The 24289-nt window shown below is 60.5% G+C and carries 22 protein-coding genes (1 of these 22 only partly in view); 10 read left to right on the plus strand and 12 right to left on the minus strand.

The window, feature by feature from the left end; all coding sequences use genetic code 11:
* The 7 genes from pssA to mrcB form a co-directional block, all read right to left on the minus strand.
* A protein-coding gene (gene pssA, locus SC318_RS22385) for a CDP-diacylglycerol--serine O-phosphatidyltransferase (protein ID WP_003176097.1) crosses the window boundary here: on the minus strand, positions 1 to 722 show its 5' portion. The gene continues 136 nt to the left of window position 1, outside the view; only the first 722 of its 858 coding nucleotides appear in the window; its start codon is at positions 720 to 722; its stop codon lies off the left edge, out of view.
* 146 nt (positions 723 to 868) lie between these two features.
* Positions 869 to 1885, minus strand: coding sequence for a ketol-acid reductoisomerase (gene ilvC / locus SC318_RS22390; protein ID WP_003176099.1), 1017 nt, complete (start codon positions 1883 to 1885; stop codon positions 869 to 871).
* Between the two features lie 46 nt (positions 1886 to 1931).
* Entirely contained in the window at positions 1932 to 2423 is a 492-nt protein-coding gene (ilvN, locus tag SC318_RS22395; RefSeq protein ID WP_003176102.1) for an acetolactate synthase small subunit, read from the minus strand.
* A 2-nt stretch (positions 2424 to 2425) separates the two neighbouring features.
* Complete coding sequence (locus tag SC318_RS22400; RefSeq protein ID WP_306494623.1) at positions 2426 to 4150, minus strand: acetolactate synthase 3 large subunit; 1725 nt, start codon at positions 4148 to 4150, stop codon at positions 2426 to 2428.
* Between the two features lie 431 nt (positions 4151 to 4581).
* Positions 4582 to 4911 (minus strand): YqcC family protein, encoded by a 330-nt coding sequence (locus SC318_RS22405; RefSeq protein ID WP_320428501.1) that lies wholly within the window; start codon positions 4909 to 4911, stop codon positions 4582 to 4584.
* Positions 4911 to 5645: a tetratricopeptide repeat protein gene (locus SC318_RS22410; protein WP_320428502.1), complete on the minus strand. Its 735-nt coding sequence runs from the start codon at positions 5643 to 5645 to the stop codon at positions 4911 to 4913. The genes SC318_RS22405 and SC318_RS22410 overlap by 1 nt, the downstream gene beginning before the upstream one ends.
* A 16-nt stretch (positions 5646 to 5661) precedes the next feature.
* Complete coding sequence (mrcB, locus tag SC318_RS22415) at positions 5662 to 7986, minus strand: penicillin-binding protein 1B (RefSeq protein WP_320428503.1); 2325 nt, start codon at positions 7984 to 7986, stop codon at positions 5662 to 5664.
* Between the two features lie 118 nt (positions 7987 to 8104).
* On the opposite strand from mrcB, the gene SC318_RS22420 reads away from it, so the two are divergent.
* The 3 genes from SC318_RS22420 (at position 8105) to SC318_RS22430 (ending at position 10565) form a co-directional block, all read left to right on the plus strand.
* Positions 8105 to 9661: a bifunctional aminoglycoside phosphotransferase/ATP-binding protein gene (locus SC318_RS22420; RefSeq protein WP_320428504.1), complete on the plus strand. Its 1557-nt coding sequence runs from the start codon at positions 8105 to 8107 to the stop codon at positions 9659 to 9661.
* A gap of 92 nt (positions 9662 to 9753) precedes the next feature.
* Positions 9754 to 10098 (plus strand): pentapeptide repeat-containing protein, encoded by a 345-nt coding sequence (locus tag SC318_RS22425; RefSeq protein ID WP_320428505.1) that lies wholly within the window; start codon positions 9754 to 9756, stop codon positions 10096 to 10098.
* A gap of 194 nt (positions 10099 to 10292) precedes the next feature.
* Positions 10293 to 10565: a TfoX/Sxy family protein gene (locus SC318_RS22430; protein WP_306494629.1), complete on the plus strand. Its 273-nt coding sequence runs from the start codon at positions 10293 to 10295 to the stop codon at positions 10563 to 10565.
* Between the two features lie 213 nt (positions 10566 to 10778).
* Here SC318_RS22430 and SC318_RS22435 read toward each other — a convergent pair whose 3' ends face one another.
* The 3 genes from SC318_RS22435 to SC318_RS22445 are packed head-to-tail and all read right to left on the minus strand — an operon-like array spanning position 10779 to position 13458.
* A complete protein-coding gene (locus tag SC318_RS22435; RefSeq protein ID WP_320428506.1) occupies positions 10779 to 11546 on the minus strand; it encodes a heme ABC transporter ATP-binding protein in 768 nt (255 codons plus the stop codon).
* Positions 11546 to 12529, minus strand: a complete 984-nt coding sequence (locus SC318_RS22440; protein ID WP_320431280.1) for a FecCD family ABC transporter permease — start codon at positions 12527 to 12529, stop codon at positions 11546 to 11548. Before SC318_RS22440 ends, SC318_RS22435 begins: the two co-directional genes overlap by 1 nt.
* 50 nt (positions 12530 to 12579) lie before the next feature.
* Positions 12580 to 13458, minus strand: a complete 879-nt coding sequence (locus SC318_RS22445) for a heme/hemin ABC transporter substrate-binding protein (protein WP_320428507.1) — start codon at positions 13456 to 13458, stop codon at positions 12580 to 12582.
* Positions 13459 to 13613: 155 nt separating this feature from the next.
* Here SC318_RS22445 and SC318_RS22450 point away from each other — a divergent pair, with 155 nt between their 5' ends.
* The gene (locus SC318_RS22450) at positions 13614 to 13931 is read left to right on the plus strand and encodes a Rieske (2Fe-2S) protein (protein WP_320428508.1); all 318 of its coding nucleotides are present in this window, start codon (positions 13614 to 13616) and stop codon (positions 13929 to 13931) included.
* Here the strand turns inward: SC318_RS22450 and sfsA are convergent.
* Both sfsA and SC318_RS22460 read right to left on the minus strand, forming a co-directional pair.
* On the minus strand, positions 13928 to 14641 hold the full coding sequence (gene sfsA / locus SC318_RS22455) for a DNA/RNA nuclease SfsA (protein WP_320428509.1): 714 nt from the start codon (positions 14639 to 14641) through the stop codon (positions 13928 to 13930). The genes SC318_RS22450 and sfsA overlap by 4 nt on opposite strands.
* Positions 14641 to 15813, minus strand: a complete 1173-nt coding sequence (locus SC318_RS22460) for a pyridoxal phosphate-dependent aminotransferase (protein WP_320428510.1) — start codon at positions 15811 to 15813, stop codon at positions 14641 to 14643. Before SC318_RS22460 ends, sfsA begins: the two co-directional genes overlap by 1 nt.
* Positions 15814 to 16131: 318 nt before the next feature.
* Between SC318_RS22460 and dksA the strand changes: the two genes are divergently transcribed.
* From dksA to SC318_RS22490, 6 genes are all read left to right on the plus strand, one after another.
* Positions 16132 to 16575, plus strand: coding sequence for an RNA polymerase-binding protein DksA (dksA, locus tag SC318_RS22465; protein WP_003194150.1), 444 nt, complete (start codon positions 16132 to 16134; stop codon positions 16573 to 16575).
* An 84-nt stretch (positions 16576 to 16659) separates the two neighbouring features.
* Complete coding sequence (gluQRS, locus tag SC318_RS22470) at positions 16660 to 17547, plus strand: tRNA glutamyl-Q(34) synthetase GluQRS (protein ID WP_320428511.1); 888 nt, start codon at positions 16660 to 16662, stop codon at positions 17545 to 17547.
* A 62-nt stretch (positions 17548 to 17609) separates the two neighbouring features.
* Positions 17610 to 17786, plus strand: coding sequence for a hypothetical protein (locus tag SC318_RS22475; protein ID WP_003176118.1), 177 nt, complete (start codon positions 17610 to 17612; stop codon positions 17784 to 17786).
* Positions 17770 to 20724: a sensor histidine kinase gene (locus SC318_RS22480; RefSeq protein WP_306494636.1), complete on the plus strand. Its 2955-nt coding sequence runs from the start codon at positions 17770 to 17772 to the stop codon at positions 20722 to 20724. Before SC318_RS22475 ends, SC318_RS22480 begins: the two co-directional genes overlap by 17 nt.
* Positions 20725 to 20746: 22 nt before the next feature.
* Positions 20747 to 22177: a sigma-54-dependent transcriptional regulator gene (locus SC318_RS22485; protein WP_320428512.1), complete on the plus strand. Its 1431-nt coding sequence runs from the start codon at positions 20747 to 20749 to the stop codon at positions 22175 to 22177.
* A 706-nt stretch (positions 22178 to 22883) separates the two neighbouring features.
* A complete protein-coding gene (locus tag SC318_RS22490) occupies positions 22884 to 24287 on the plus strand; it encodes a polynucleotide adenylyltransferase PcnB (protein ID WP_320428513.1) in 1404 nt (467 codons plus the stop codon).
* Positions 24288 to 24289 lie beyond the last annotated feature (2 nt).

Raw genomic sequence — 24289 nt, forward strand, 5'->3', positions numbered from 1 at the left:
ATCGCCACGAACGGCACACGCCCCTTGAGGTCGAGCTCCTTGAAGCTGTTGTACTTGATGTTGCTGACCATCAGCATGCCGGCTGCCGCAACCATCAATGCCACCAGGAACGACATCTTCGAACCCTGGATGCCGTAGTCACTGAACGCCCAGACGATACCCGCCACCACGCCAGCCGCCGCCGGGCTGGCCAGGCCAATGAAGTAACGCTTGTCGGCAGTGCCGACTTGAGTGTTGAAGCGCGCAAGACGCAACGCTGCGCCCGCCACATAAATGAAGGCCACCATCCAGCCGACCTTACCCATATCACCCAGCGCCCAGGCGAACGCCAGTAACGCAGGGGCGACACCGAAGGCAACCATGTCCGACAACGAGTCGTACTCGGCACCGAAAGCGCTCTGGGTGTTGGTCATGCGTGCGACACGTCCATCCAGACCATCAAGCACCATGGCGACGAAGATAGCGATGGCGGCGAAACCAAAGTACTTGCTTGCGCTCGCAGCATCCCCCGCCGCCAATGCGCTCTGGGCACTCATGGAGTTGATGATGGAATAGAAGCCGGCAAACAGGTTCGCCGTGGTGAACAGGTTGGGCAGAAGATAGATGCCACGATGCCGGACCTTGCGGCCTTCCGCATCGTGCCCTTCTTCGACATGTTCATCGATCGGTAGCAGGCTTTCGGCGTCAGAAGCCTGGTTTGGCTCTTCGGGACGTTCGCTCATGGACTTTACCTTGCAACGGTGTGAAAAAAATTCGACAGATACTTGCCGCGAGTGTTCGCCGGCAAACGATGCAGCTTTATACCAGAACCGGCTTGCCCAAACGAAAAAACGCGGCCGAAGCCGCGTTTTCACTTGATACGTACGACTTAGTTTTTGGCTTTGTCGACGATCTTGTTGGCACCGATCCACGGCATCATGGAGCGCAGTTGCTCGCCGATGACTTCGATACCGTGAGCGGCGTTGTTACGACGCTTGGCGGTCATCGAAGGGTAGCCGGTTGCGCCTTCGCTGATGAACATCTTGGCGTATTCGCCGTCCTGAATACGTTTCAGAGCGTTGCGCATAGCCTGACGGGACTCGGCGTTGATCACTTCCGGGCCAGTCACGTACTCACCGTACTCGGCGTTGTTGGAGATCGAGTAGTTCATGTTGGCGATACCGCCTTCGTACATGAGGTCAACGATCAACTTCAGTTCGTGCAGGCACTCGAAGTAGGCCATTTCTGGCGCGTAGCCGGCTTCAACCAGGGTTTCGAAACCGGCTTTTACCAGTTCAACAGTACCGCCGCACAGTACGGCTTGTTCGCCGAACAGGTCGGTTTCAGTCTCGTCCTTGAAGGTGGTTTCGATGATACCGGTACGACCGCCGCCAACACCGGCAGCGTAGGACAGCGCAACGTTCTTGGCATTGCCCGAGGCGTCCTGATAGATCGCGATCAGGTCAGGGATACCGCCGCCCTTGACGAACTCGGAGCGCACAGTGTGACCCGGAGCCTTCGGCGCGATCATGATCACGTCGAGGTCAGCGCGTGGCACAACCTGGTTGTAGTGGATCGCGAAGCCGTGGGAGAAGGCCAGGGTGGCGCCCTTCTTGATGTTCGGCTCGATTTCGTTTTTGTACAGCGCGGACTGGAACTCGTCCGGGGTCAGGATCATGACCAGGTCGGCAGCCGCAACAGCGGAAGCAACGTCAGTCACTTTCAGGCCATGGGCTTCTGCCTTGGCAACGGTAGCCGAGCCTTTGCGCAGGCCAACGGTAACGTCAACGCCGGAATCTTTCAGGTTGCACGCTTGAGCGTGGCCCTGGGAACCGTAACCGATGATGGCGACTTTCTTGCCCTGGATGATCGACAGGTCACAATCTTTATCGTAATAAACTTTCATGAGGTTCCTCTATATATCCAGGCCGTAAGGCCATTCGCTAATTGGGTTAGATGCTGAGTACTTTGTCGCCACGGGCAATCCCGGTGACACCACTGCGTACGGTTTCCAGAATCGAGGCCGTCCCGATCGACTGGATGAAGCTGTCCAGCTTGTCGCTCGTACCGGTCAGTTGAACGGTATAAACGCTGGCGCTCACATCGACGATCTGCCCGCGATAAATATCGGTGGTGCGCTTGATCTCGGCACGCTGGGCGCCTGTGGCCTTGACCTTGACCAGCATCAGCTCGCGCTCGATGTGGGCACTTTCCGACAGGTCGACCAGCTTGACCACTTCGATCAGCTTGTTGAGGTTCTTGGTGATCTGCTCGATCACCTCATCGTGGCCCACGGTGGTCAACGTCAGGCGCGACAGGGTCGGGTCTTCGGTCGGGGCCACGGTCAGGCTTTCGATGTTGTAGTTGCGTTGCGAAAACAGGCCGACAACACGAGACAGAGCGCCGGGTTCGTTCTCCAGAAGCAGGGAGATAATGTGCCGCATGATTAAGTACGCTCCGTCTTGTTCAGCCACATGTCGCGCATAGAGCCGTCTTTGATCTGCATCGGATAGACGTGCTCGCTGGTATCGACCTGAATATCGATGAACACCAGGCGGTCCTTCATGGCGAACGCCTCTTCCATCTTCGGCTTCAGATCTTTCAAATCGGTGATGCGCATGCCGACGTGGCCATAGGCTTCAACCAACTTGACGAAATCCGGCAACGATTCCATGTAGGAATGGGAGTGACGGCTACCGTAGCTCATGTCCTGCCACTGACGAACCATGCCCAGCACGCCGTTGTTCAGGCAGACGATCTTCACGGGAAGGCCGTACTGCAGGCACGTCGACAGCTCCTGGATGTTCATCTGGATGCTGCCTTCACCGGTGACACAGGCAACGTCGGCATCCGGAAAGCTCAGTTTTACGCCCATGGCCGCCGGGAAACCAAAGCCCATCGTGCCCAGTCCACCGGAGTTGATCCAACGGTTAGGCTTGTCGAACTTGTAGTACTGCGCGGCGAACATCTGGTGCTGGCCCACGTCGGAGGTCACAAAGGCGTCGCCCTTGGTCACTTCGCACAGGGTCTCGATCACGGTTTGTGGCTTGATGATGCTGCCGTCGCCCTTGTCGTAAGGGAACAGGCCGCGATCACCGCGCCATTCGTCGATCTGCTTCCACCAGCTGGCAACGGATTCCTTGTTCGGCGTTTCGCCGATGTCCTTGAGCGCTGCGACCATTTCGGTCAGCACGCTTTCCACCGGACCTACAATCGGCACGTCGGCCTTGATGGTCTTGGAAATGGACGCCGGGTCGATGTCGATATGGATGATCTTGGCATTCGGGCAGAACTTGCTCGCACCGTTGATCACGCGGTCATCGAACCGTGCGCCAACCGCCAGGATCACGTCGGCGTGGTGCATGGCCAGGTTGGCGGTGTAGCTGCCGTGCATGCCGAGCATACCGACGAACTGACGGTCCGAGCCCGGGTAGGCACCGAGGCCCATCAAGGTATTGGTCACCGGCAGGTTGAGCAGCTTGGCCAATTCGGTCAGCGGTGCGGAACCGCCCCCCAGAATGACGCCACCGCCGGAGTACAGCACCGGGCGCTTGGCCGCCAGGAGCATTTCTGCGGCCTTGCGGATCTGCCCCGAGTGCCCACGCACGGCCGGGCTGTAGGAGCGCAGCTTGGCTTTCTTCGGAAAAATGTATTCGAATTTCTCGGCCGGGTTGGTCATGTCCTTGGGGATATCCACCACGACAGGACCCGGGCGACCGGATTGTGCGAGGTAGAACGCCTTCTTCATGACTTCCGGAATTTCCGACGCGTGCTTGATCATGAAGCTGTGCTTCACGATCGGCCGGGAGATACCGATCATGTCGGTTTCCTGGAACGCATCGGTACCCACCATGGTGCTGGCGACCTGGCCGGAAATGATCACCATCGGAATGGAGTCCATATAGGCAGTCGCGATGCCGGTGATGGCATTGGTTGCGCCTGGGCCGGATGTGACCAGTACCACGCCGGCTTTACCGGTGGCACGGGCGTAACCGTCAGCCATATGGGTTGCGGCCTGTTCGTGGCGAACCAGGATGTGGGTAACAGCCGGTTCCTTGAACAGTGCGTCGTAGACATGCAGCAGAGCACCACCTGGGTACCCGTAGATATAGTCGACGCCTTCGTCACGCAAAAAGCGGACGAGCATCTCACCACCAGATAAAAGCTCCACGTTGTTCACCTCTAAAACGCCAGAATACCGTCCGTTAAAAACCGACGGGTCTTAATAGGTTTACTTCTCAACAGAGCATGAGCGACGGTGGTCGCCGACTACGTCAGCACTGACTGAGCAAGTATTGGGATCGTCCCAAGTGTTGCGGGCTTTTCCCACCCAGCGCGAGGTAACGCGTTGCGGGTGTTACAGGTCGGCGCGGATGTGCGCCTCATGATCTGCTGAGCGGGCCTGCTTCTGGCAGTCCCGATACAGCGGACTTTGGATTCTTCTGTTTCAGGCCCTTCAAGTCAAGCAATAATTGCGCTTTTTTCCAACTAAGCGCATGAGAACGTAGAAGAAAGGCCTGTGAGGAGGGATAAAACTCGCCTGAATGTCGTCAGGCGGTAGAAATATGCGCAAGACTGCCGGAAAAGCCGACAGTCAGGCAATTAACGAGCGTCGACGATCAATTGGTCGAACTTTTTCAGCGCATTGCGCAAACCAAGGCTCTCGCGCGGACGGTCGGCATAGACCATCTCGGCCATTTCCAGAATTCCGGAGGCATTGGGCAGAGGCAGGTCCTGCTCGAGGATCTGCTTCATGCGCACCAGGAAAATCCATTGCAGCCACTGGTGGAAATCCAGGGTATCGACTGAAAACGGCTCGACGCTGCTGAGCGTTTCAGCGCTGGGGGACACCTCATCCCACCAGCCCTGCACGCGCAGCTCTCGCTCGATCAATAACAACTGTTCGGCAATCGCCGGGAACCGCGCATCCATCAGAGGCTGACCTTGGCTTTTGCCCGAGCCTGGGCAGCGCCGGCGGCGTCGCCTTGGGCGGCACGTGCATCGCCAATCAAGGCCCACAGACTGGCTTGCAGGTCCGGACGACCATTGGCCATGGTCAAACCACGGCGCGCGAACTGCTCGGCCTGCGGCGCATCACCCTGGGCCATGCGTACCTGGGCCAGGCGATATAACACTTGTGGTTCGCGCGGGGCAACGCGCTGGGCGCGCTCGAGGCTCGACGAAGCGCCATTGAGATCGCCACCGGCCTGCTGTTGCTGGGCGGTGGTGAGCAGCGCCAATACCGGGCCATCCAGTTGTTCGTCCGCCGACAGGCCGCCAGCATTGGACGACGAAGGGATGCCGCTTGGCGTCGACGGCATGGTGTAGGTGCCCTGATTGATCGGCGCCGCTTGCATTGGCGTCGAATCGATCGGCCCCGACGTGCTCGGCCCAGGGGTCCAGGGTTCGGCACTGATCGGCGCTGTGGTTGCAGCACCACTGCCCGGCACCATCACCACCACGCCCGAATCCTGCGGCATCGCCTGAGGCTTGGCCTGTGCCGGACGGTTCGTCACGGTTTGACGAAACCCGCCAGTGGCCGAAATACGGTCGTTACTGGAAACGTTCGTACTCGAATCCACAACCGGGATCGAGCCGCGCTGCACGCTGGAGCAACCGCCGAGCAGAGCCAGAACGGTAATCGCTGGAATCCACAACTTGTTCACTTGAAACCCTCTTTGCTTAATTCATCCAGCCCTTGACCCAATCCATCACCGAGTCCGCGTCAGCAGGGGCGCTACCCCCGCATGCGGCACCGGGTGGTGGCTCGCTGCCACGAATATACGGCATCTGCACCGCGCCCGGGCAGTTGGCATCTGAACCCTGGCCGGTGTGCGGATCAATCCAGGCCTGCACGATGTTGTCGGGCTGCGGCATGTTGAGCGGCAACGGGTCAGCCTTGCGCATGAAGCTGGTCCAGACCTGCAGCGCGCCGGTCGCACCGGTGAATGGCGTCTTGCCATTATCGTCACGGCCCAGCCACACCACGGCCAGTACGTCCTGGCCAAAACCTGCGAACCAACTGTCGCGCGAGTCGTTACTGGTGCCGGTCTTGCCCGCCAGCGTCAGGTTCGACGGCAGCACGCTGTAGACCGAACGCCCGGTACCCTCACGCATCACGCGCTGCATGGCGTTCTGGATCAGGTAGATGGAGCCCGCATCGAAACGCTGCTGGATCTGGAACGGGTATCGCTTGAGCGGTTCGCCCTCGGCCGTCAGCACGCTGCGAATGCCGCGCATCGGCGTATTGAAACCGCCGTTGGCCAAGGTCTGGTACATGGTGGCCACTTCCATCGGGCTCATCGCCGCAGCGCCCAGGAGCATCGACGGGAACGCCGGGAATTCTCGTTCGATCCCCAATCGTGCCAGCGTCTTCAGAACAGTCGGCACACCGACTTCGAGCCCCAGGCGCGACGTCGAGATGTTGTAGGAATGCGCCAGCCCCTGATACAGGAACACGGTGCCGTGGGAGCGACGGTCGAAGTTCTTCGGCGTCCACACCTGGCCATCGGCACCTTTGATCGACAGCGGGTCATCCGACAGCCAACTGGTCAGCGTGTACTTGCTCGGTTTTTCCAGGGCGGTCAGGTAAACCGCCGGCTTGACCAGCGAGCCGATCGGGCGAACGGCATCCAGGGCGCGGTTGAACCCGGCAAAACTGGCCTGACGGCTGCCGATCATGGCCTGCACCTCACCGGTTTCCGGGTTGGTCACGACCATGGCGGCTTCTACTTCATCGGAGCCTTTACGGCCCGTCAGGCGCTTGAAGGTGTCATTGACGGACGCTTCTGCCTTCATCTGCAGAATCGGGTCAAAGCTGGTGAAGATGCGCAGGCCCTCTTCGGTCAAGTCTTCGTCCCGGTAGTCTTCACGCAGTTGACGCTTGACCAGGTCGATAAAGCCCGGGAATGAGCTGTCCGCCAGCTTGCCGCGGGTGGTGACGCCGAGCGGCATTTTCTTCGCGGCGGCGACCTGTTCGGCCGTGGCAACGCCTTGCTGCTCGAGTACATCGAGCACCAGGTTGCGGCGTTCCAGCGCACGTTCAGGGTTGCGACGCGGGTTGTAGTAGGACGGCCCCTTGACCATGCCCACCAGCAACGCGACCTGGTGCAACTTCAATTCGGACAACGGCTGGCCGAAGAAGAACTGGCTGGCCAGGCCGAAACCGTGCACCGCGCGCTGACCATCCTGGCCAACGAACACTTCATTGAGGTAGGCCTCGAGGATTTCCTGCTTGCTGTAATGCAGCTCCAGCAGCATCGCCATCATGGCTTCGGTGAGCTTGCGGGTCAGGCTGCGCTCATTGGTCAGGTAAAAGTTTTTTACCAACTGCTGGGTAAGCGTACTGCCGCCCTGGGTCATCTTGCCGCCGGAGGTGTTGACCCAGACCGCACGGGCAATCGACTTCGGCGAGACGCCCCAGTGGCTGTAGAAGTCGCGGTCTTCCACCGCAACCAGGGTTTCCAGCAGGTATGGAGGCGCTTGATCGAGCTTGATCAGAATCCGGTCTTCAAGGTTCTTCGGGTAGATACCGCCAATCATCAACGGCTCGAGGCGCACCACCGGCAGCTTGGCGCCGTTGAGCGACGACAGCTCGGCCACGTAGTCGCCGGAAAAACGCACGCGTACCGGCTGGGCTTTTTCCAGGCCTTCATAGAACTGGAAGCCGCGGGTATTCAGGTCGACCGTATTGCCGCTGACGGCCGCCGCGCCCGGGCCGTTGCTGACGGGTTCGCGTCGATAGCCCAGCGCATCGAGCTCGGTGAGGAAGTCTTCCTTGCTCAGTTTCTGGCCGGCGAACAGTTCCAGCGGGCGTGCATACACCTTGGCCGGAATGGTCCAGCGCTTGCCGGAGAACTTCTCCTGGACCACGGCGTCGAGATACACCGCGACGCCGGCGAGCGCTACAAGGCCCACCAGGCCGAGCTTGAGCGCCCAGCCCAGCCAAGGGCGCAGGCTGCGCGAAGGAGGTTTTTTACGGGAACGGGGAGATCGGGTTCGAGTCATGGCGGCGGATTATACGCACTTTATTGATGATCAACATGAGCCGGACAGCGGTTTGCACGACCGCCCGTAGCGGCCATAATGCCCGTCATGATTTCTCCCAGACTTTGAAGGATCGCCCGTGAGCCAGTCCCTGATTGCCGCCCTGCAAAACCCGGCTTTGTACCCGCATCCGGTGCAAGCGTTTCAAGTCATCGAAACCCATATTTCCTGGGTGATTCTGACCGGTTCCTATGCCTATAAACTGAAGAAACCGATGAACTTCGGGTTCCTGGACTTCACCGATCTGGAAAAGCGCGGCCACTTCTGCAACGAAGAGCTGCGCCTGAACCAGCGTCTCACCGAAGATTTGTATCTCGAAGTGTTGCCAATTACCGGCACGGCCGACGCACCGCAATTGGCGGGTGACGGTCCGGTGATCGAATATGCGCTGAAAATGCGTCAATTCCCGCAAAGCCAAATGTTGAGCACCTTGCAAGCCAACGGTGAGCTCACCAGCGCGCACATTGATGAAATGGCCAGCCAGATCGCGCACTTTCACCTCAACGCCCCCAAGGTTGCGCAAGAGCACCCGGCCGGTACCCCGGAAGAAGTGATGGCACCGGTACGCCAGAACTTCGATCAGATCCGCCCGTTCCTCAGTGACAAGGCTGACCTCACTCAATTGGAAGCCCTGCAAGCCTGGGCCGAAAGTAGCTTCGAACGCCTCAAGCCGCTGCTGGAACAACGCAAGCTCCATGGTTTCACGCGCGAGTGCCACGGTGATATCCACCTGGGTAACGCCACCCTGATCGATGGTCACGTAGTGATCTTCGACTGCATCGAATTCAACGAGCCGTTCCGCTTCACCGACGTCTACGCCGATACCGCGTTCCTGGCGATGGATCTGGAAGACCGTGGCCTCAAATGCCTGGCGCGCCGCTTTATCAGCCAGTACCTGGAACTGACCGGCGACTATCAGGGCCTGGAGCTGTTGAATTTCTACAAGGCTTATCGCGCACTGGTGCGGGCGAAAGTGGCCCTGTTCAGCATGCCGAGCGAAGCCGACCCCGTGCAGCGGGCCACGACCCTGCGCCAGTACCGCAACTATGCCAACCTGGCTGAAAGCTACAGCACGATTCCGTCGCGTTTCCTGGCGATTACCCATGGTGTTTCGGCCGTGGGCAAAAGCCATGTCGCCATGCGCCTGGTCGAAGCCCTGGGCGCTGTTCGCCTGCGTTCGGACGTGGAGCGCAAGCGCCTGTTTGGCGAGCAGCAGGTGGAAAACACCCCGCAAGCCGGCATCTACAGCCATGACGCCAGTGCTGCGACATACACGCGCCTGAACGAAATTGCCGACACCGTGCTCCGCGCCGGTTTCCCGGTGGTACTGGACGCCACCTTCCTCAAACGCGAACAACGTGACGCGGCGGCCCGGGTTGCCGAAGCCACCGGCGCCCCGTTCCTGATCCTGGATTGCAATGCGCCCCAGGCCGTTATCGCCAGTTGGCTGGCACAACGTCAGGCAGATAAAAACGATCCGTCTGACGCAACGCTGGTCGTGATCGAAGAACAACAGGCCAGTCGTGACCCGCTGACAGCGCAGGAGTTGCTCCTGAGCAAGCGCGTCGAGACCAATGAAAGCGGGACCCTCGATGCGTTGGTTGCGCATATTCGTCAACGCTTGCCCGGCCTGTAAGAAATATTTCTTGGTCGTGTCGTCCACTTTGGCGCACGACCCTGCAATAGCGGCACTATAATGGCATTACAATACCAGCCGGAGTCGCCGTCATGAGTCAGCCCAAGCTTCTTGATACTCCGCTCTACGCACTCCTGCACAAGGACGACGTACGCGGCTTCAACCAACAGCGCCCCGACGACAGCATCATCGATATGCGCGGCGGCGACTTTCGAGGGCTGGATCTGCGCGAACTGAATGCTGCCGGCATCGACTTCACCGACGCGTACTTTCGCTCCGCCGACCTGCGCGGACTGGATTTACGCGATTGCTCACTGGAAGGCGCCAGCCTCGCCCATGCGCAGATTTCCGGTACTTACTTCCCACCCGACCTCACGGCTGACGAAATTCTGATGTCCGTGAATTTCGGCACCCGCCTGCGCTACCGCACCAAATAACCTCAAAGCTTCAGCCCCCCGGCGGCGTAACACGTGCCGGGCGCGCGCGCCTGCCTGACCATAGCGCCATTCTTATAAGCTTTTGAGTCGTTACCGACCAAAGAATCACGCTTTTCCTACTGAGCGCTACACTCATTTTCAGGCTTGCTGGTCACGATACCCACCGCACCATTCGGCCGTCGCAAGGAGGCTTGATGAACGATGAGCTGCAACACCTGAAGAATCTCGGCAAGACGTCGGCGCAGTGGCTGCATGCGGCGGGCATCCACAGCGCGTCCGACCTACGCCGGCTGGGGGCGGTCGATGCTTACCGCGCCGTGCGCACACGCGGATTCAGAGCGTCAAAAGTGCTGCTGTATGCGATTGAAGGCGCATTGATGGACGTGCATTGGAACGACATCCCCGCGGAGCGCAAGGAGGCGTTGAATCGTCAGTTGGATGCGCTCTCGACGCGCCAGAAGATCTAGCCCTGAAGATCAGCCAAAGACTCGTGGCGAAAAATCCGAAAACAGCGGTTGACTCTCAAATGAGAATCGTTATGATTATCACAGCTGGTCGCGAGATCAGCCGATAACTGAAAGACCATTGGTTCGGACTCTCAGATTATCTCCTCATCAGGCTAATCACGGTTATTTGACCCGGCTCTTGCCGGGTCTTTTTTTGGCCCGAGAAAACTGAACTCAGCGTGCGATGATCAACGGATGACCACGCTCCGGGTGCGAGTGCACCAACACATCCAGCCCAAACACCGCCTTGAGCGGCTCGGGCTGCAGCACCTGCGCCGGCGTGTCCAGAGCATGAGGGCGTCCGTTTTCCAGCAACAGGATACGATCACAGTAACGTGCGGCCAGATTGAGGTCATGCAGGATCACCAGCACCGCAGCGCCACGATCAGCAAAGCTGCGGATTGCCTGCAAGGTCGTATGCTGATGCAACGGATCGAGCATTGACGTCGGTTCATCCAGCAACAACGTCTGCCCCGCCTCGCCCGGCCATAATTGTGCCAGGACACGGGCCAGGTGCACCCTCTGACGCTCTCCGCCCGACAAGGCCAGGTAACTGCGACCACTCAGGTGCCCGACATCCGCCGCTCGAAGCGCCGCGTGGATGATTTCCTCATCGCGTACTCGCCCGGTCTGATGCGGCAGACGTCCCATGCCTACAACTTCCTCGACACGGAAAGCGAAATCCAGGGTTGAGCTCTGAGGCAGTACCGCCAGGCGCCGGGCTCGTTGCGCTCCGCTCAGATGCTTGAGCTCTTGCTGGTCGAGCCAGACCTTGCCCTGATCAGGGGTCAGCTCGCCGCACAGCGCACTCAGCAAGGTACTTTTTCCTGCACCATTGGGCCCCAGTACGCCCAGCACTTCGCCCGGCAGCAGTTCCAGGCCGATATCCGCCAATACGGTTTTGCCCCCGCGGCGGATCTGCAACGCTTCCACCCGCAGCATCAGGCGCGCCCTCGCAGCAACAGATACAGAAAAAACGGCGCGCCGATAAACGCGGTGACGATACCGATGGGCAGTTCCGCCGGCGCCAGCGCCAAGCGCGCCACGAGGTCCGCAAACAGCAGCAAGCTCGCGCCCGCCAGCACCGAAGCAGGCAACAGCACACGGTGATCCGGCCCTGCGAGCAACCGCACCAAGTGCGGCACCACCAACCCGACAAAGCCGATCATGCCCGCCGCAGCCACCGCCGCGCCAACGCCCAGTGCCGTACAGAACACCAGCTCACGCTTGAGCCTTTCAACATCAATGCCCAGATGGTTGGCCTCGGACTCGCCCAGCAACAGTGCATTCAAGGCCTTCGCTCGGCGCGGCAACCACAACGCCACACCCGCACTCACCAGCAGTAGCGGCCATAATCGCGAATAGCTGGCGCCATTGAGGCTGCCCAGGTTCCAGAATGTCAGCGTGCGCAAGGTGGCGTCGTCCGCCAGGTAGGTAAACAGCCCCACCGCAGAACCGGCGAGGGCTGTCAGCGCAATGCCGGCGAGTAACATCGTCGCGACGTTGGTCTGGCCATTGCGCAGTCCCAATCGATACACCAACGCCGTGACGCCCAGCCCTCCCAGAAACGCACAAATCGACAATAGATAGGGCCCGAATGCATCCGGCAGCCCGCCAAAAAACGAGCCCCCGACGATCGCCACCGCAGCGCCCAATGCCGCGCCACTGGACACGCCCACCAAGCCAGGGTCGGCCAGCGGGTTGCGAAACAACCCCTGCATCGCCACGCCCGACAACGCGAGCACACCACCGACGGCCAGGCCCAGCAGCGTGCGCGGTAAACGGATCTGCCCCAGGATCAGTTCGGCCTGCTCGAGCCCCTGGGGCTCAATCGGCGCGCCCATTAATCGTAACGCCGCCCTGAGTGTGTCGAACAGCGGCAGGCTGACCGGCCCCAAGGCCAATGAAAGCCAGATCGCCACCAGACATAACAGCGCCAGCCCGATAAACAGGGTTTTCGGTTTAACCAGCGTCGTCATGGGGCGGGTTCAGCCTGGGCTGGATAAAACACCGCGGATAACTGCGCCAGGCTTTGCGGCAAGCGAGGTCCGAGCCCGCCCACCAGCAGCGTCGGGTCCAATTCGATCACCCGCCCGTGTTTGGCCGCTGGGGTGGAAGCAAGGATTGGGTTTTCCTTGAACAGTGCCGCACGGGCCGCTTCACCGCTCAGCGCTCGATCAGCAAATACCAGCACTTGAGGACTCAACCCGGCCAGCGACTCCACCGAGAACGGCTTGTAACCCGTGTGGGTCGCCAGGTTCTGCCCGCCGGCCTGCTGCACTATCCAATCGGCGGCGGTGTCTCTGCCGGCGATCAGCGGCTTGCCCCCCGCGTGCCCGAGCAACAGCAACACACCGGGCGCCTTTTGCGTCAACCGGGCCTTGGCCACCGTGGCTTTCTGCTGATTCAGCGCCTGCTCATACTCGCTAAACAGTTCGCTGGCCCTGGCTTCGCTGCCCAGCAGCTTGCCCAGGCGCAACAGATTGGTTTTCAGGCTGGGTAAATCCGGCTGCGCCGAGAACATCTCCACCTGCACCCCGGCGCCGCGGATTTGCGCCAGCACCGGCGGTGGGCCCATCTCTTCGGTACCCACCAGCACCTGCGGGCGCAGGCTGAGAATGCCTTCGGCCGACAACTGGCGCTGATAACCGATACTGGGCAATGCCTTGAGTGACGCCGGATGCTGGCTGGTGGTGTCCACGCCGACCAGCTTCGACTCCCCTCCCAATGCCGTCACCCATTCCGATAACGCCCCACCGGCGCTGGCCCAGCGTTGCGGCAGTTCCAGGGCTTGGGCCGCGTGGTTCACCAGCAGTCCGGCAACAAGCGCAATAACGCTGGCACTCAGGCGCATAACAGGGTTTCCTTCCAGGGCAGTGCCGCTCAAGTACTCATTAATGTGACAGATAAATCTTACCTGGCATCGTATAGAGCACCCGTTCAGCTGACGGGCGAAGCAGGCATTTGATAATTGTTTGCATTTGCACGTCAAGGCACTTAAGGACTGATATGAAGTTTCTCTGCCCCTCCGCGGCCCTTGCGCCCGACAGCAGCCTCGGTTTTGATATCGACGGCTGCAAACTGTTGGCTGTGCGGCGCGCTGGCGTTGCCTACTTCTACATCAACCGCTGCCCCCATCGCGGCATTGCGCTGGAATGGCAACCGGACAGCTTCCTCGACTCCAGCGCCAGCCTGATTCAATGCGCCACCCATGGCGCGCTGTTCCTGATCGAAAGCGGCGAATGCATCGCCGGCCCCTGCGCAGGCCAAAGCCTCACCGCCCTGCCCGGCCGCGAAGACGAACAAGGCCTCTGGGTCGAACTCTAGTTGCCCAACAGCACCTTCAAGGCACGCTCGACGTAGATTTCTTCAGGCGTGACCCGCACACCGTACGCCAACACCTCGACACCCGCCGCCTTGGCCTCGCGTAAGGCAGCGGCATAACCCGCGTCGATCTCCACCGCCGGACGCACCGCATCGATCCCCGACAAGTTGACGCAATACAACTGCACCGCCCGAACGCCTTCACGTACCAGGTGTGCCAACTCCCGCAGGTGCTTGGCGCCACGCTGGGTCACTGCATCGGGAAACGCCGCCACAGAGGTGCCGTCAAAGCCCAAGGTGACACTTTTGACTTCGACGTACGCCGCGCCGTGCGGGTAATCCAGGCGGAAGTCGATCCGACTGTTTTCCTGGCCGTATGGCACTTCGCGTTTCAGCGCGGTAAAGCCGTTGAGCTCAGTGATCACCCCGGCGCGCAATGCCTCCTCGACCAATTGGTTGGCGCGTGCCGTGTTGACGCACGCCAGCCGACCCTGGGGCGTTTCGGCAATTTCCCAGGTGCCCGGCAATTTACGCTTGGGGTCGGTGGAGCGGCTGAACCACACCTGTCCACCCTCCACCATGCAATTGAGCATCGAACCGGTGTTCGGGCAGTGAATGGTGAGCAACTCGCCGGTAACGGTTTCGATATCGGTGAGAAAGCGCTTGTAGCGGCGGATTAGCCGACCTTCTTCAAGGGGAGGATGAAAACGCATCAGCCTTGCCAGCTCCGCAAGCCACGGGCAATTCGTTCCACCGCTTCTTGTAGCCGATCAAGGTTTTGCGTGTAGGCAAAACGTACGTGATGACCCGCCTGATGACGTCCGAAATCCAGCCCCGGGGTAAAGGCTACATGCTCGGTTTCCAGGAAATGGCGGCAGAATGCGAAGGCATCACCGCCAAATGCGCTGATATCCGCATAAAGATAGAACGCCCCTTCAGGCTCCACGGCGATGCCAAACCCCAATTCACGCAGAGCTGGCAGCAGGAAGTCACGGCGCCGGCCAAATTCGGCGCGGCGCTCTTCCAGAATGCTCAGGGTTTGCGGGGCAAAACAGGCCAAAGCGGCGTATTGGGCCATGCTCGGCGCGCTGATGTAGAGGTTTTGCGCCAGCTTCTCCAAATCACCGACCGCTGCAAGGGGCGCCACCAGCCAGCCCAGGCGCCAGCCGGTCATGCCGAAATACTTCGAAAAACTATTCAGAACAAATGCATCGTCGTCGACCTCCAGCACGCTGGCGGCGTCGGTGCCGTAGGTCAACCCGTGATAGATCTCGTCAACCACCAGGTGACCATCGCGCGCCTTGATGGCATTCGACAGCCCGCCCAATTCGTCCCGGGTGAGGATCGTCCCGGTAGGGTTGGCCGGGGACGCAACCAGCGCGCCGACGCTGTCTTGATTCCAGTGTTGAGCCACCAGGTCGGCGGTCAATTGGTAGCGCTGCTGCGGGCCAACCGGCACCAACTGCGCCGCGCCCTCGACCAAACGCAGGAAATGCCGGTTGCAGGGGTAGCCTGGATCCGCCAGCAGCCAGTGCTTGCCCGGATCCACCAGCAGGCTACTGGTCAACAGCAACGCGCCGGAGCCACCGGGCGTGACCAGAATGCGCTGCGGATCGACGTTCAACCCGTAGCGTTGCTGGTAGAAACCGCTGATCGCTTCGCGCAATTCGGGCAGCCCGCGGGCGGCGGTGTAGCGGGTCTTGCCGTTGGCCAACGCGGCCTGGCCAGCCTGGATAATCGGTTCGGCGGTGGTGAAATCCGGCTCGCCGATTTCCAGATGGATCACGTCGTGCCCCGCTGACTGCAGCTCATTGGCCCGCGCCAGCAACGCCATGACATGAAAAGGTTCGATGGCGCGACTGCGCGCACTGTAGGGCTGAGCCATTAGCCTTCCTTAGACGGTGAGGACAAACCTGGATTCTACCGAACCCTCGCATTAAAACATGCTCTATTGCCTATCCGGCCCACTTTACGGGCCGGGCAAGCGCCGGCAAAACGACTAAAATCAACATTCGAGACACCACATAGCCAGCCGCGACGGGGCCCTGCAGTTTGCAACCCCGGCGCGACAGGCTCGACAACCGGGAGTGGCGCACCCCGAATCTATCTGGTAAGTTCGCCCGCTTGCAGCCGCAGGGCCGGCAGGTGTCGGTGACGTTGCAATCCTGCGCAATGGATTAGAAGAGTGAGAGGCGGTCTATTCATGTCCACCCAAGCAAAGCAACAGCAGACTCAAGGCCTCGGCGGCTTCGAACCCTATGTGGAAAAAAAGGGCGAGGAGTACATGGGCGAGCCCATGCGCGAGCACTTCACCAAAATCCTGAACAAGTGGAAACAGGATTTGATGCAGGAGGTCGACCGCACGGTTGACCATATGAAGGACGAAGCAGCCAACTTCCCTGACCCGGCCGACCGTGCCAGCCAGGAAGAAGAGTTTGCCCTCGAACTGCGCGCCCGCGACCGCGAGCGCAAGTTGATCAAGAAGATCGACAAGACCCTGCAACTGATCAAAGACGAAGAATACGGCTGGTGCGAATCCTGCGGTGTCGAGATCGGTATTCGTCGCCTGGAAGCCCGCCCCACCGCGGACCTCTGTGTAGACTGCAAGACCTTGGCTGAAATCAAGGAAAAACAGGTCGGCAAGTAATAGCCGCCGAGCTGAACGAATGGGGCGTGCGAACGCCCCATTTTTGTTGCTGGCGTTTACCGATTTTCCAGTAGTATCCGGCCCATGACTGCCTCTACCTATATCGGGCGCTTCGCCCCCACGCCCAGCGGCCATCTGCACTTCGGCTCCCTGGTCGCCGCCCTCGCTTCCTACCTCGACGCCCGCGCCAATCAAGGCCGCTGGCTGATGCGCATGGAAGACCTCGACCCCCCCCGTGAAGAACCCGGCGCCCAGGCGGCAATCCTGCATGCCCTGGAAAGCTACGGGTTTGAATGGGATGGCGAACTGGTTCGCCAGAGCGAGCGACACGACGCCTACGCCAAGGTATTGAACGACCTGTTCAACCACGGCCTGGCCTACGCCTGCACCTGCTCGCGCAAACAGCTGGAACCCTACAACGGGATTTACCCCGGGCTGTGTCGCAATGCCGGTCACGAGCAGCAGGATGCCGCCATCCGTCTGCGCGTGCCCGAGCTTGAATACCATTTTACCGACCGTGTTCAGGGCCAATTCAGACAGCACCTGGGGCGCGATTCAGGCGACTTCATCATCCGCCGCCGCGATGGCCTGTACGCCTATCAATTGGCCGTGGTCGTGGATGACGCCTGGCAAGGCGTTACCGACATCGTGCGCGGCGCCGACCTGCTCGACTCCACGCCCCGCCAGCTCTACCTGCAGGAATTACTCGGCCTGCGCCAGCCGCGCTACCTGCATGTGCCGCTGATCGTCCAGCCGGACGGTCACAAACTGGGCAAGTCGTACCGTTCGCCACCGCTGACGGCGGACCAGGCCACACCGTTATTGCTCAGAGCGCTGCGCGCCCTCGGCCAGCCCGCCGGGGACGAGCTGCTTTACGCAAGCCCCAGGGAACTGCTGGATTGGGGCATCCAGCAGTGGGATGCCACACTGATCCCTCGCACACTCACGCTGGCCGAAGCGCAATTGAACTGAAGGCGCTTGCAGCTTGCCAGCCATCCGTTACCATCGCCGCAATTCTTCAATCAGAGGCCAACATGTACATCTATCGATTGGTCCTGCTGCTGGTCGTCGGGATCTACCTGTTTTCCCCCGCCATCATGGATTGGTGGATCGATGCCACAGGCGCCTGGTACCGCCCTTACCTGCTCTGGCTGATCCTGATCGTCGTGACTTTCATCCTGCAGAGCCAAAAAGATGCCGATGAGCTTTAGCCTCACCCAGATGCTGCTGATCAGCGCCGCCTACCTGGCTGCGCTGTTCGGCGTCGCCTGGATCAGTGAGCGCGGAATGATTCCGCGGGCGATCATTCGCCATCCCTTGACCTACACCTTGTCCCTGGGCGTGTACGCCAGCGCCTGGGCGTTCTACGGAACGGTGGGCCTGGCCTATCAATACGGTTATGGTTTCCTGTCCAGCTACCTGGGGGTATCCGGCGCGTTCCTGCTGGCGCCGGTGTTGCTGTACCCGATTCTGAAAATCACCCGTACCTATCAGTTGTCGTCGCTGGCGGACCTGTTTGCCTTCCGCTTTCGCAGTACCTGGGCCGGCGCGCTCACCACGATTTTCATGTTGATCGGCGTGCTGCCGCTGCTGGCCCTGCAGATTCAGGCAGTGGCCGACTCCATCAGCATCCTCACCCGCGAGCCCGTGCAGCATCGCGTCGCCCTGGCCTTCTGCGCCTTGATCAGCCTGTTCACCATTTTCTTTGGCTCGCGCCATATCGCCACCCGGGAAAAACACCAGGGCCTGGTATTTGCGATTGCCTTTGAATCGGTCATCAAGCTGATTGCCATCGGCGGCGTCGGCCTCTACGCGCTCTACGGCGTGTTCGACGGCCCGCAGCAGTTGGAATTGTGGCTGCTGCAAAACCAGACCGCCCTCGCCGCCTTGCACACGCCACTGCAGGAAGGCCCCTGGCGTACGCTGCTGCTGGTGTTCTTCGCCTCGGCGATCGTGATGCCGCACATGTACCACATGACCTTCACCGAAAACCTCAACCCACGCTCCCTGGTCAGCGCCAGCTGGGGCCTGCCATTGTTCCTGCTGTTGATGAGCCTGGCAGTGCCGCTGATTCTCTGGGCCGGACTGAAACTGGGGGCAACCACCAACCCCGAGTACTTCACCCTCGGCATCGGCATCGCCGCCAACAGCCCGGCCCTGGCGTTGCTGGCCTATGTCGGCGGGTTGTCGGCGGCCAGTGGCTTGATCATTGTCACCACGCTGGCACTGTCCGGGATGGCGCTTAACCACCTGGTGCTGCCGCTGTACCAACCGCCCGCCGAAGGCAACATCTACCGCTGGCTGAAATGGACACGCCGCGCGCTGATCGTCGCGATCATCATGGCCGGCTACGCCTTTTATCTGCTGCTGGGTCCCGGCCAGGACCTGGCCAACCTCGGCATCGTGGCATTTGTCGCCACCCTGCAGTTCCTGCCGGGCGTGTTGTCGGTGCTGTACTGGCCGACCGCCAACCGTCGGGGCTTTATCGCCGGCTTGCTGGCGGGCGTCCTCGTGTGGCTGGTGACCATGCTGCTACCGCTGGTCGGCAACCTGCAGGGGTTCTACATACCGCTGCTGAACATGATCTACGTGCTGGACGACACCAGCTGGCACATGGCCGCAATCGCCTCGCTGGCCGCCAACGTGCTGATGTTCACCCTGATCTCGCTGTTCACCAACGCCAGCCCTGAAGAAACCAGCGCCGCCGAGGCCTGTGCGGTGGACAATGTGCGCCGCCCGCAACGCCGCGAGCTGCATGCGGCCTCGCCTCAGGAATTCGCCACGCAGCTGGCCAAGCCGCTCGGCGCCAAGGCCGCGCAAAAGGAAGTGGAACAGGCCCTGCGCGATCTGTACCTGCCGTTCGACGAGCGCCGCCCCTATGCCCTGCGCCGCCTGCGTGACCGTATCGAAGCCAACCTGTCCGGGTTGATGGGCCCCAGCGTGTCCCAGGACATGGTGGAAACCTTCCTGCCCTACAAGGCCGGCGGCGAAAATTACGTGACCGAAGACATCCACTTCATCGAGAGCCGGCTGGAGGATTACCACTCACGCCTCACCGGCCTTGCCGCCGAGCTCGACGCCCTGCGCCGCTACCACCGCCAGACCCTGCAGGAGCTGCCGATGGGCGTGTGTTCCCTGGCCAAGGACCAGGAAATCCTGATGTGGAACAAGGCCATGGAAGAGCTGACCGGGATCGCCGCGCAACGCGTGGTGGGCTCTCGCCTCAATACCCTGGGCGAGCCCTGGAAAGAACTGCTGCAAGGCTTTATCAACCTGCCCGACGAGCATTTGCACAAGCAGCACCTGGCCCTCGACGGCCAGACCCGCTGGCTCAACCTGCACAAGGCCGCGATTGACGAGCCCCTGGCCCCTGGCAACAGCGGCCTGGTGTTACTGGTGGAGGACCTGACCGACACCCAGATGCTCGAAGACAAGCTGGTGCACTCCGAGCGCCTGGCCAGCATCGGTCGCCTGGCCGCCGGGGTGGCTCACGAGATCGGCAACCCGATCACCGGTATCGCCTGCCTGGCGCAGAACCTGCGCGAAGAGCGCGAGGAAGACGGCGAAATCACCGAGATCAGCGGGCAAATCCTCGAGCAGACCAAACGCGTGTCACGCATCGTGCAGTCGCTGATGAGCTTTGCCCACTCCGGCGCCCATCAGAATCAGGACGAAGCGGTATGCCTGGCCGAAGTGGCGCAGGATGCCATTGGGCTGCTGGCCTTGAACAGGCGCAATTTCGAAGTACAGTTCTTTAATCTGTGCGATCCGGACCATTGGGTCGACGGCGACTCACAACGCCTGGCGCAGGTGCTGATCAACCTGCTGTCCAACGCCCGTGACGCGTCCCCGCCGCACAGTGCGGTACGCGTCAAGAGCGAGGCTTTCGAGCACACGGTCGACCTGATCGTGGAAGACGAAGGCAGCGGCATTCCACAGAACATCATGGATCGATTGTTCGAACCTTTCTTCACCACCAAGGACCCAGGTGAAGGTACCGGTCTGGGCCTTGCACTGGTCTATTCCATCGTTGAAGAGCATTATGGACAAATCACCATCGACAGCCCGGCTGACACCGAAAGCCAACGCGGCACCCGTATTCGGGTGACCTTGCCGCGTCATGTCGAAGCGACGTCCGCTGTGAACTGAGACCGTCGAGAGAATTGAATCAATGCCGCACATTTTGATCGTCGAAGACGAAACCATTATCCGCTCTGCCTTGCGTCGCCTGCTTGAACGTAATCAGTACCAGGTCAGCGAAGCCGGCTCGGTGCAGGAAGCCCAGGAGCGGTTCAGCATTCCCACGTTCGACCTGATCGTCAGCGACCTGCGGTTGCCGGGCGCACCGGGTACCGAACTGATCAAGCTGGGCCAGGGCACTCCGGTGCTGATCATGACCAGCTACGCCAGCCTGCGCTCGGCGGTGGACTCGATGAAGATGGGCGCGGTGGACTACATCGCCAAGCCTTTCGACCATGACGAGATGCTTCAAGCCGTGGCCCGTATCCTGCGTGACCGCCAGTCGGCCAGCAGTGCGCCAGCCGAACCGCGTCCGGCAGGAAAAGCTGCCGACAAGCCGGGCGTCGACAACAGCAACGGCGAGATCGGCATCATTGGCTCCTGCCCGCCCATGCAGGACCTTTACAGCAAGATCCGCAAAGTGGCACCCACCGACTCCAATGTGTTGATCCAGGGTGAGTCGGGCACCGGCAAGGAGCTGGTGGCCCGTGCCCTGCACAACCTGTCCAGGCGCGCCAAGGCACCGATGATCTCGGTGAACTGCGCGGCGATTCCCGAATCCCTGATCGAGTCCGAACTGTTTGGTCACGAAAAAGGCGCATTCACCGGTGCCAGCGCCGGGCGTGCGGGCCTGGTCGAAGCCGCCGATGGCGGCACGCTGTTCCTCGACGAGATCGGCGAGTTGCCCCTGGAAGCACAGGCGCGCTTGCTGCGGGTGCTGCAGGAAGGCGAAATTCGCCGGGTCGGTTCGGTGCAATCGCAAAAAGTCGATGTGCGCCTGATCGCAGCGACGCACCGCGACCTCAAGAGCCTGGCCAAGATCGGCCAGTTCCGCGAAGACTTGTATTACCGCTTGCACGTGATTGCGCTCAAGCTGCCAGCACTGCGTGAGCGTGGCGCCGACGTCAACGAGATTGCCAATGCGTTCCTGCTGCGCCAGAGCGCGCGCATCAACCGAACCGACCTGAAGTTCGCGCCGGACGCCGAGCAGGCAATCCGGCATTACTCGTGGCCGGGTAACGTGCGGGAATTGGAGAACGCCGTTGAGCGTGCGGTCATTCTTTCGGAAAGCCCGGAAATTTCCGCCGAGCTGCTGGGCATCGATATCGAGCTCAGCGACCTGGACGACGACGACTTCATCGGCCTGGCGCCGCAACAGGGCACAGGCAGCAATACCAGCCATGAGCCGACGGAGGACTTGTCCCTGGAGGACTACTTCCAGCACTTCGTCCTCGAACACCAGGACCATATGACCGAGACCGAACTGGCGCGCAAGCTGGGCGTAAGCCGCAAATGCCTGTGGGAACGCCGCCAGCGCCTGGGTATTCCACGGCGTAAGACCGGTGTCGCCAGCGAGAGTTGAGGGCCCGCACCACAGGTAACACCTGCTAATGTGAAAAAACTGTTACCGCGGATATTGCGCGTAACAAAAGCCGGGGCTTACGGTAACGAAGCCCCGGCTTTTTTTCGTCCGCAAAAACCCGGGAATCGCCTCGAACCCCTGATTTTGCTGGGCGGCGCAAAAGTTGGCACGCACCCTGCTATATGCTTAGTACAAAAACAATAACAAGCTTTGTACAAGACAATAAAAATAAGACGAATCGACTCACGCATAACAAAAACAACACGGCGGAGGCGCAGCTAACTGATTCTTTTGGAGAGGCGTTGCATTGGGGCTTGCCCCGCAACCAGGCCGAGAACAACAAAAACTGCCCTAAGGCAGAGCCTGAACTGGTTGGATCGTAGATCAGCAACACAGCGACCAAAGCAATCCGTTTGCTCTTGACTCCCGATTGGGAGTGTCATGAAGGTGAAGCTTCATGGCGAGGGCGATCAACAAAAACAAGAAGCCCGAAAACCATAATAAAAATAGAGCACGCAACTACTTCTGGGGGAGCTTCGGCTCCCCTTGTAGTTTCCGATAGATTCCTCCGGATTGCCCTTCAAACGCTTATGGCGCAACGCCTGCAGCTTGTTCCTACACCATCCCCTGACTAAATGCTAGAATCCCGGCCCATCATGCGGTCATTCTTCGTTATGGCCGAACATTCCTTCAAACAGTGCATCCCATGCTGAAGAAGTTGTTCCAGTCATTCCGTTCTCCCTTGCGTCGTACGCAACACATTCGCAGCACGCCTGAAGTGCTTAATAGCAATCAGCATTCATTGCAGCGTGCTCAGTTCAGCCGTTACGCAGTGAACATCGTCGAACGTTTGCAGAACGCCGGTTACCAGGCCTACCTGGTGGGCGGTTGCGTACGCGACATGCTGCTCAATATCACGCCGAAGGATTTCGACGTCGCCACCAGCGCCACGCCTGAACAGGTGCGTGCCGAATTCCGCAATGCGCGGATCATCGGGCGCCGCTTCAAGCTGGTGCATATCCATTTCGGGCGCGAAATCATCGAAGTCGCGACCTTCCGCGCCGGCCATCCGCAAAACGATGAAGAGGAAGACACCAATCAGTCTTCCCGCAACGAGAGCGGACGCATCCTGCGCGACAATGTCTACGGCACGCTGGAAGAAGACGCGCAACGCCGCGACTTCACCATCAATGCCCTCTATTACGATCCGGTCAGCGAGCGCATCCTCGATTACGCCAACGGCGTGCACGATATTCGCAACAACCTGATCCGCCTGATCGGCGATCCGACGCAGCGCTACCAGGAAGACCCGGTGCGCATGCTGCGTGCCGTGCGGTTCGCCGCCAAGCTCAACTTCGGTATCGAGAAGCACACGGCCGCACCGATTCGCGAGTTGGCGCCCATGCTGCGGGAAATCCCGTCGGCGCGTCTGTTCGAAGAAGTGCTCAAGCTGTTCCTGTCGGGCTACGCCGCCGACACCTTTGAAATGCTCGTCGACCTGCAGCTGTTCGATCCGCTGTTCCCGGCCAGCGCCGAGGCGCTGGAATACAACCCGACGTACACCCACACCCTGATCAGCGAAGCGTTGGTCAACACTGACTTGCGCATCAAGCAGAACAAGCCGGTCACCCCGGCGTTCCTGTTTGCCGCCCTGTTGTGGCCGGCCTTGCCTAAACGCGTACTGCGCCTGCAGGACCGTGGCATGCCGCCAATCCCTGCGATGCAGGAAGCCGCCCACGAGTTGATCACCGAACAGTGCCAGCGCATTGCCATTCCGAAGCGCTTCACCCTGCCGATCCGCGAAATCTGGGACATGCAAGAGCGCCTCTCGCGCCGCAGTGGCAAACGCGCCGACCTGTTGCTGGAGAACCCGCGTTTCCGCGCCGGCTACGACTTCCTGTTGCTGCGTGAAAGCGCCGGTGAGCAGACCGACGGCCTGGGTGAATGGTGGACCGACTATCAGGATGCCAATGACAGCCAGCGCCGCGAGATGATTCGTGAACTGGGCAGCAAAGGCGACAGCACCGGTGAAGGGCCGAAAAAGCGCCGCCGCAGCACGAGCAAGCGCAAACGCAGCGCCGCCGAAGGCTCAGGCGCAGCAGGCGAATAAAC

Origin of the sequence: Pseudomonas sp. MUP55, from assembly GCF_034043515.1 — a bacterium.
Taxonomy (GTDB): Bacteria; Pseudomonadota; Gammaproteobacteria; order Pseudomonadales; family Pseudomonadaceae; genus Aquipseudomonas.

What these genes read in the sequence shown, in the direction of transcription:
- ilvC (WP_003176099.1), bottom strand. Translation starts at nt 1,885, where the DNA reads ATGAAAGTTTATTACGATAAAGATTGTGACCTGTCGATCATCCAGGGC.
- ilvN (WP_003176102.1), bottom strand. Translation starts at nt 2,423, where the DNA reads ATGCGGCACATTATCTCCCTGCTTCTGGAGAACGAACCCGGCGCTCTG.
- SC318_RS22405 (WP_320428501.1), bottom strand. Translation starts at nt 4,911, where the DNA reads ATGGATGCGCGGTTCCCGGCGATTGCCGAACAGTTGTTATTGATCGAG.
- mrcB (WP_320428503.1), bottom strand. Translation starts at nt 7,986, where the DNA reads ATGACTCGAACCCGATCTCCCCGTTCCCGTAAAAAACCTCCTTCGCGC.
- SC318_RS22425 (WP_320428505.1), top strand. Translation starts at nt 9,754, where the DNA reads ATGAGTCAGCCCAAGCTTCTTGATACTCCGCTCTACGCACTCCTGCAC.
- SC318_RS22430 (WP_306494629.1), top strand. Translation starts at nt 10,293, where the DNA reads ATGAACGATGAGCTGCAACACCTGAAGAATCTCGGCAAGACGTCGGCG.
- SC318_RS22435 (WP_320428506.1), bottom strand. Translation starts at nt 11,546, where the DNA reads ATGCTGCGGGTGGAAGCGTTGCAGATCCGCCGCGGGGGCAAAACCGTA.
- SC318_RS22445 (WP_320428507.1), bottom strand. Translation starts at nt 13,458, where the DNA reads ATGCGCCTGAGTGCCAGCGTTATTGCGCTTGTTGCCGGACTGCTGGTG.
- SC318_RS22450 (WP_320428508.1), top strand. Translation starts at nt 13,614, where the DNA reads ATGAAGTTTCTCTGCCCCTCCGCGGCCCTTGCGCCCGACAGCAGCCTC.
- sfsA (WP_320428509.1), bottom strand. Translation starts at nt 14,641, where the DNA reads ATGCGTTTTCATCCTCCCCTTGAAGAAGGTCGGCTAATCCGCCGCTAC.
- SC318_RS22460 (WP_320428510.1), bottom strand. Translation starts at nt 15,813, where the DNA reads ATGGCTCAGCCCTACAGTGCGCGCAGTCGCGCCATCGAACCTTTTCAT.
- dksA (WP_003194150.1), top strand. Translation starts at nt 16,132, where the DNA reads ATGTCCACCCAAGCAAAGCAACAGCAGACTCAAGGCCTCGGCGGCTTC.
- gluQRS (WP_320428511.1), top strand. Translation starts at nt 16,660, where the DNA reads ATGACTGCCTCTACCTATATCGGGCGCTTCGCCCCCACGCCCAGCGGC.
- SC318_RS22475 (WP_003176118.1), top strand. Translation starts at nt 17,610, where the DNA reads ATGTACATCTATCGATTGGTCCTGCTGCTGGTCGTCGGGATCTACCTG.
- SC318_RS22480 (WP_306494636.1), top strand. Translation starts at nt 17,770, where the DNA reads ATGCCGATGAGCTTTAGCCTCACCCAGATGCTGCTGATCAGCGCCGCC.
- SC318_RS22485 (WP_320428512.1), top strand. Translation starts at nt 20,747, where the DNA reads ATGCCGCACATTTTGATCGTCGAAGACGAAACCATTATCCGCTCTGCC.
- SC318_RS22490 (WP_320428513.1), top strand. Translation starts at nt 22,884, where the DNA reads ATGCTGAAGAAGTTGTTCCAGTCATTCCGTTCTCCCTTGCGTCGTACG.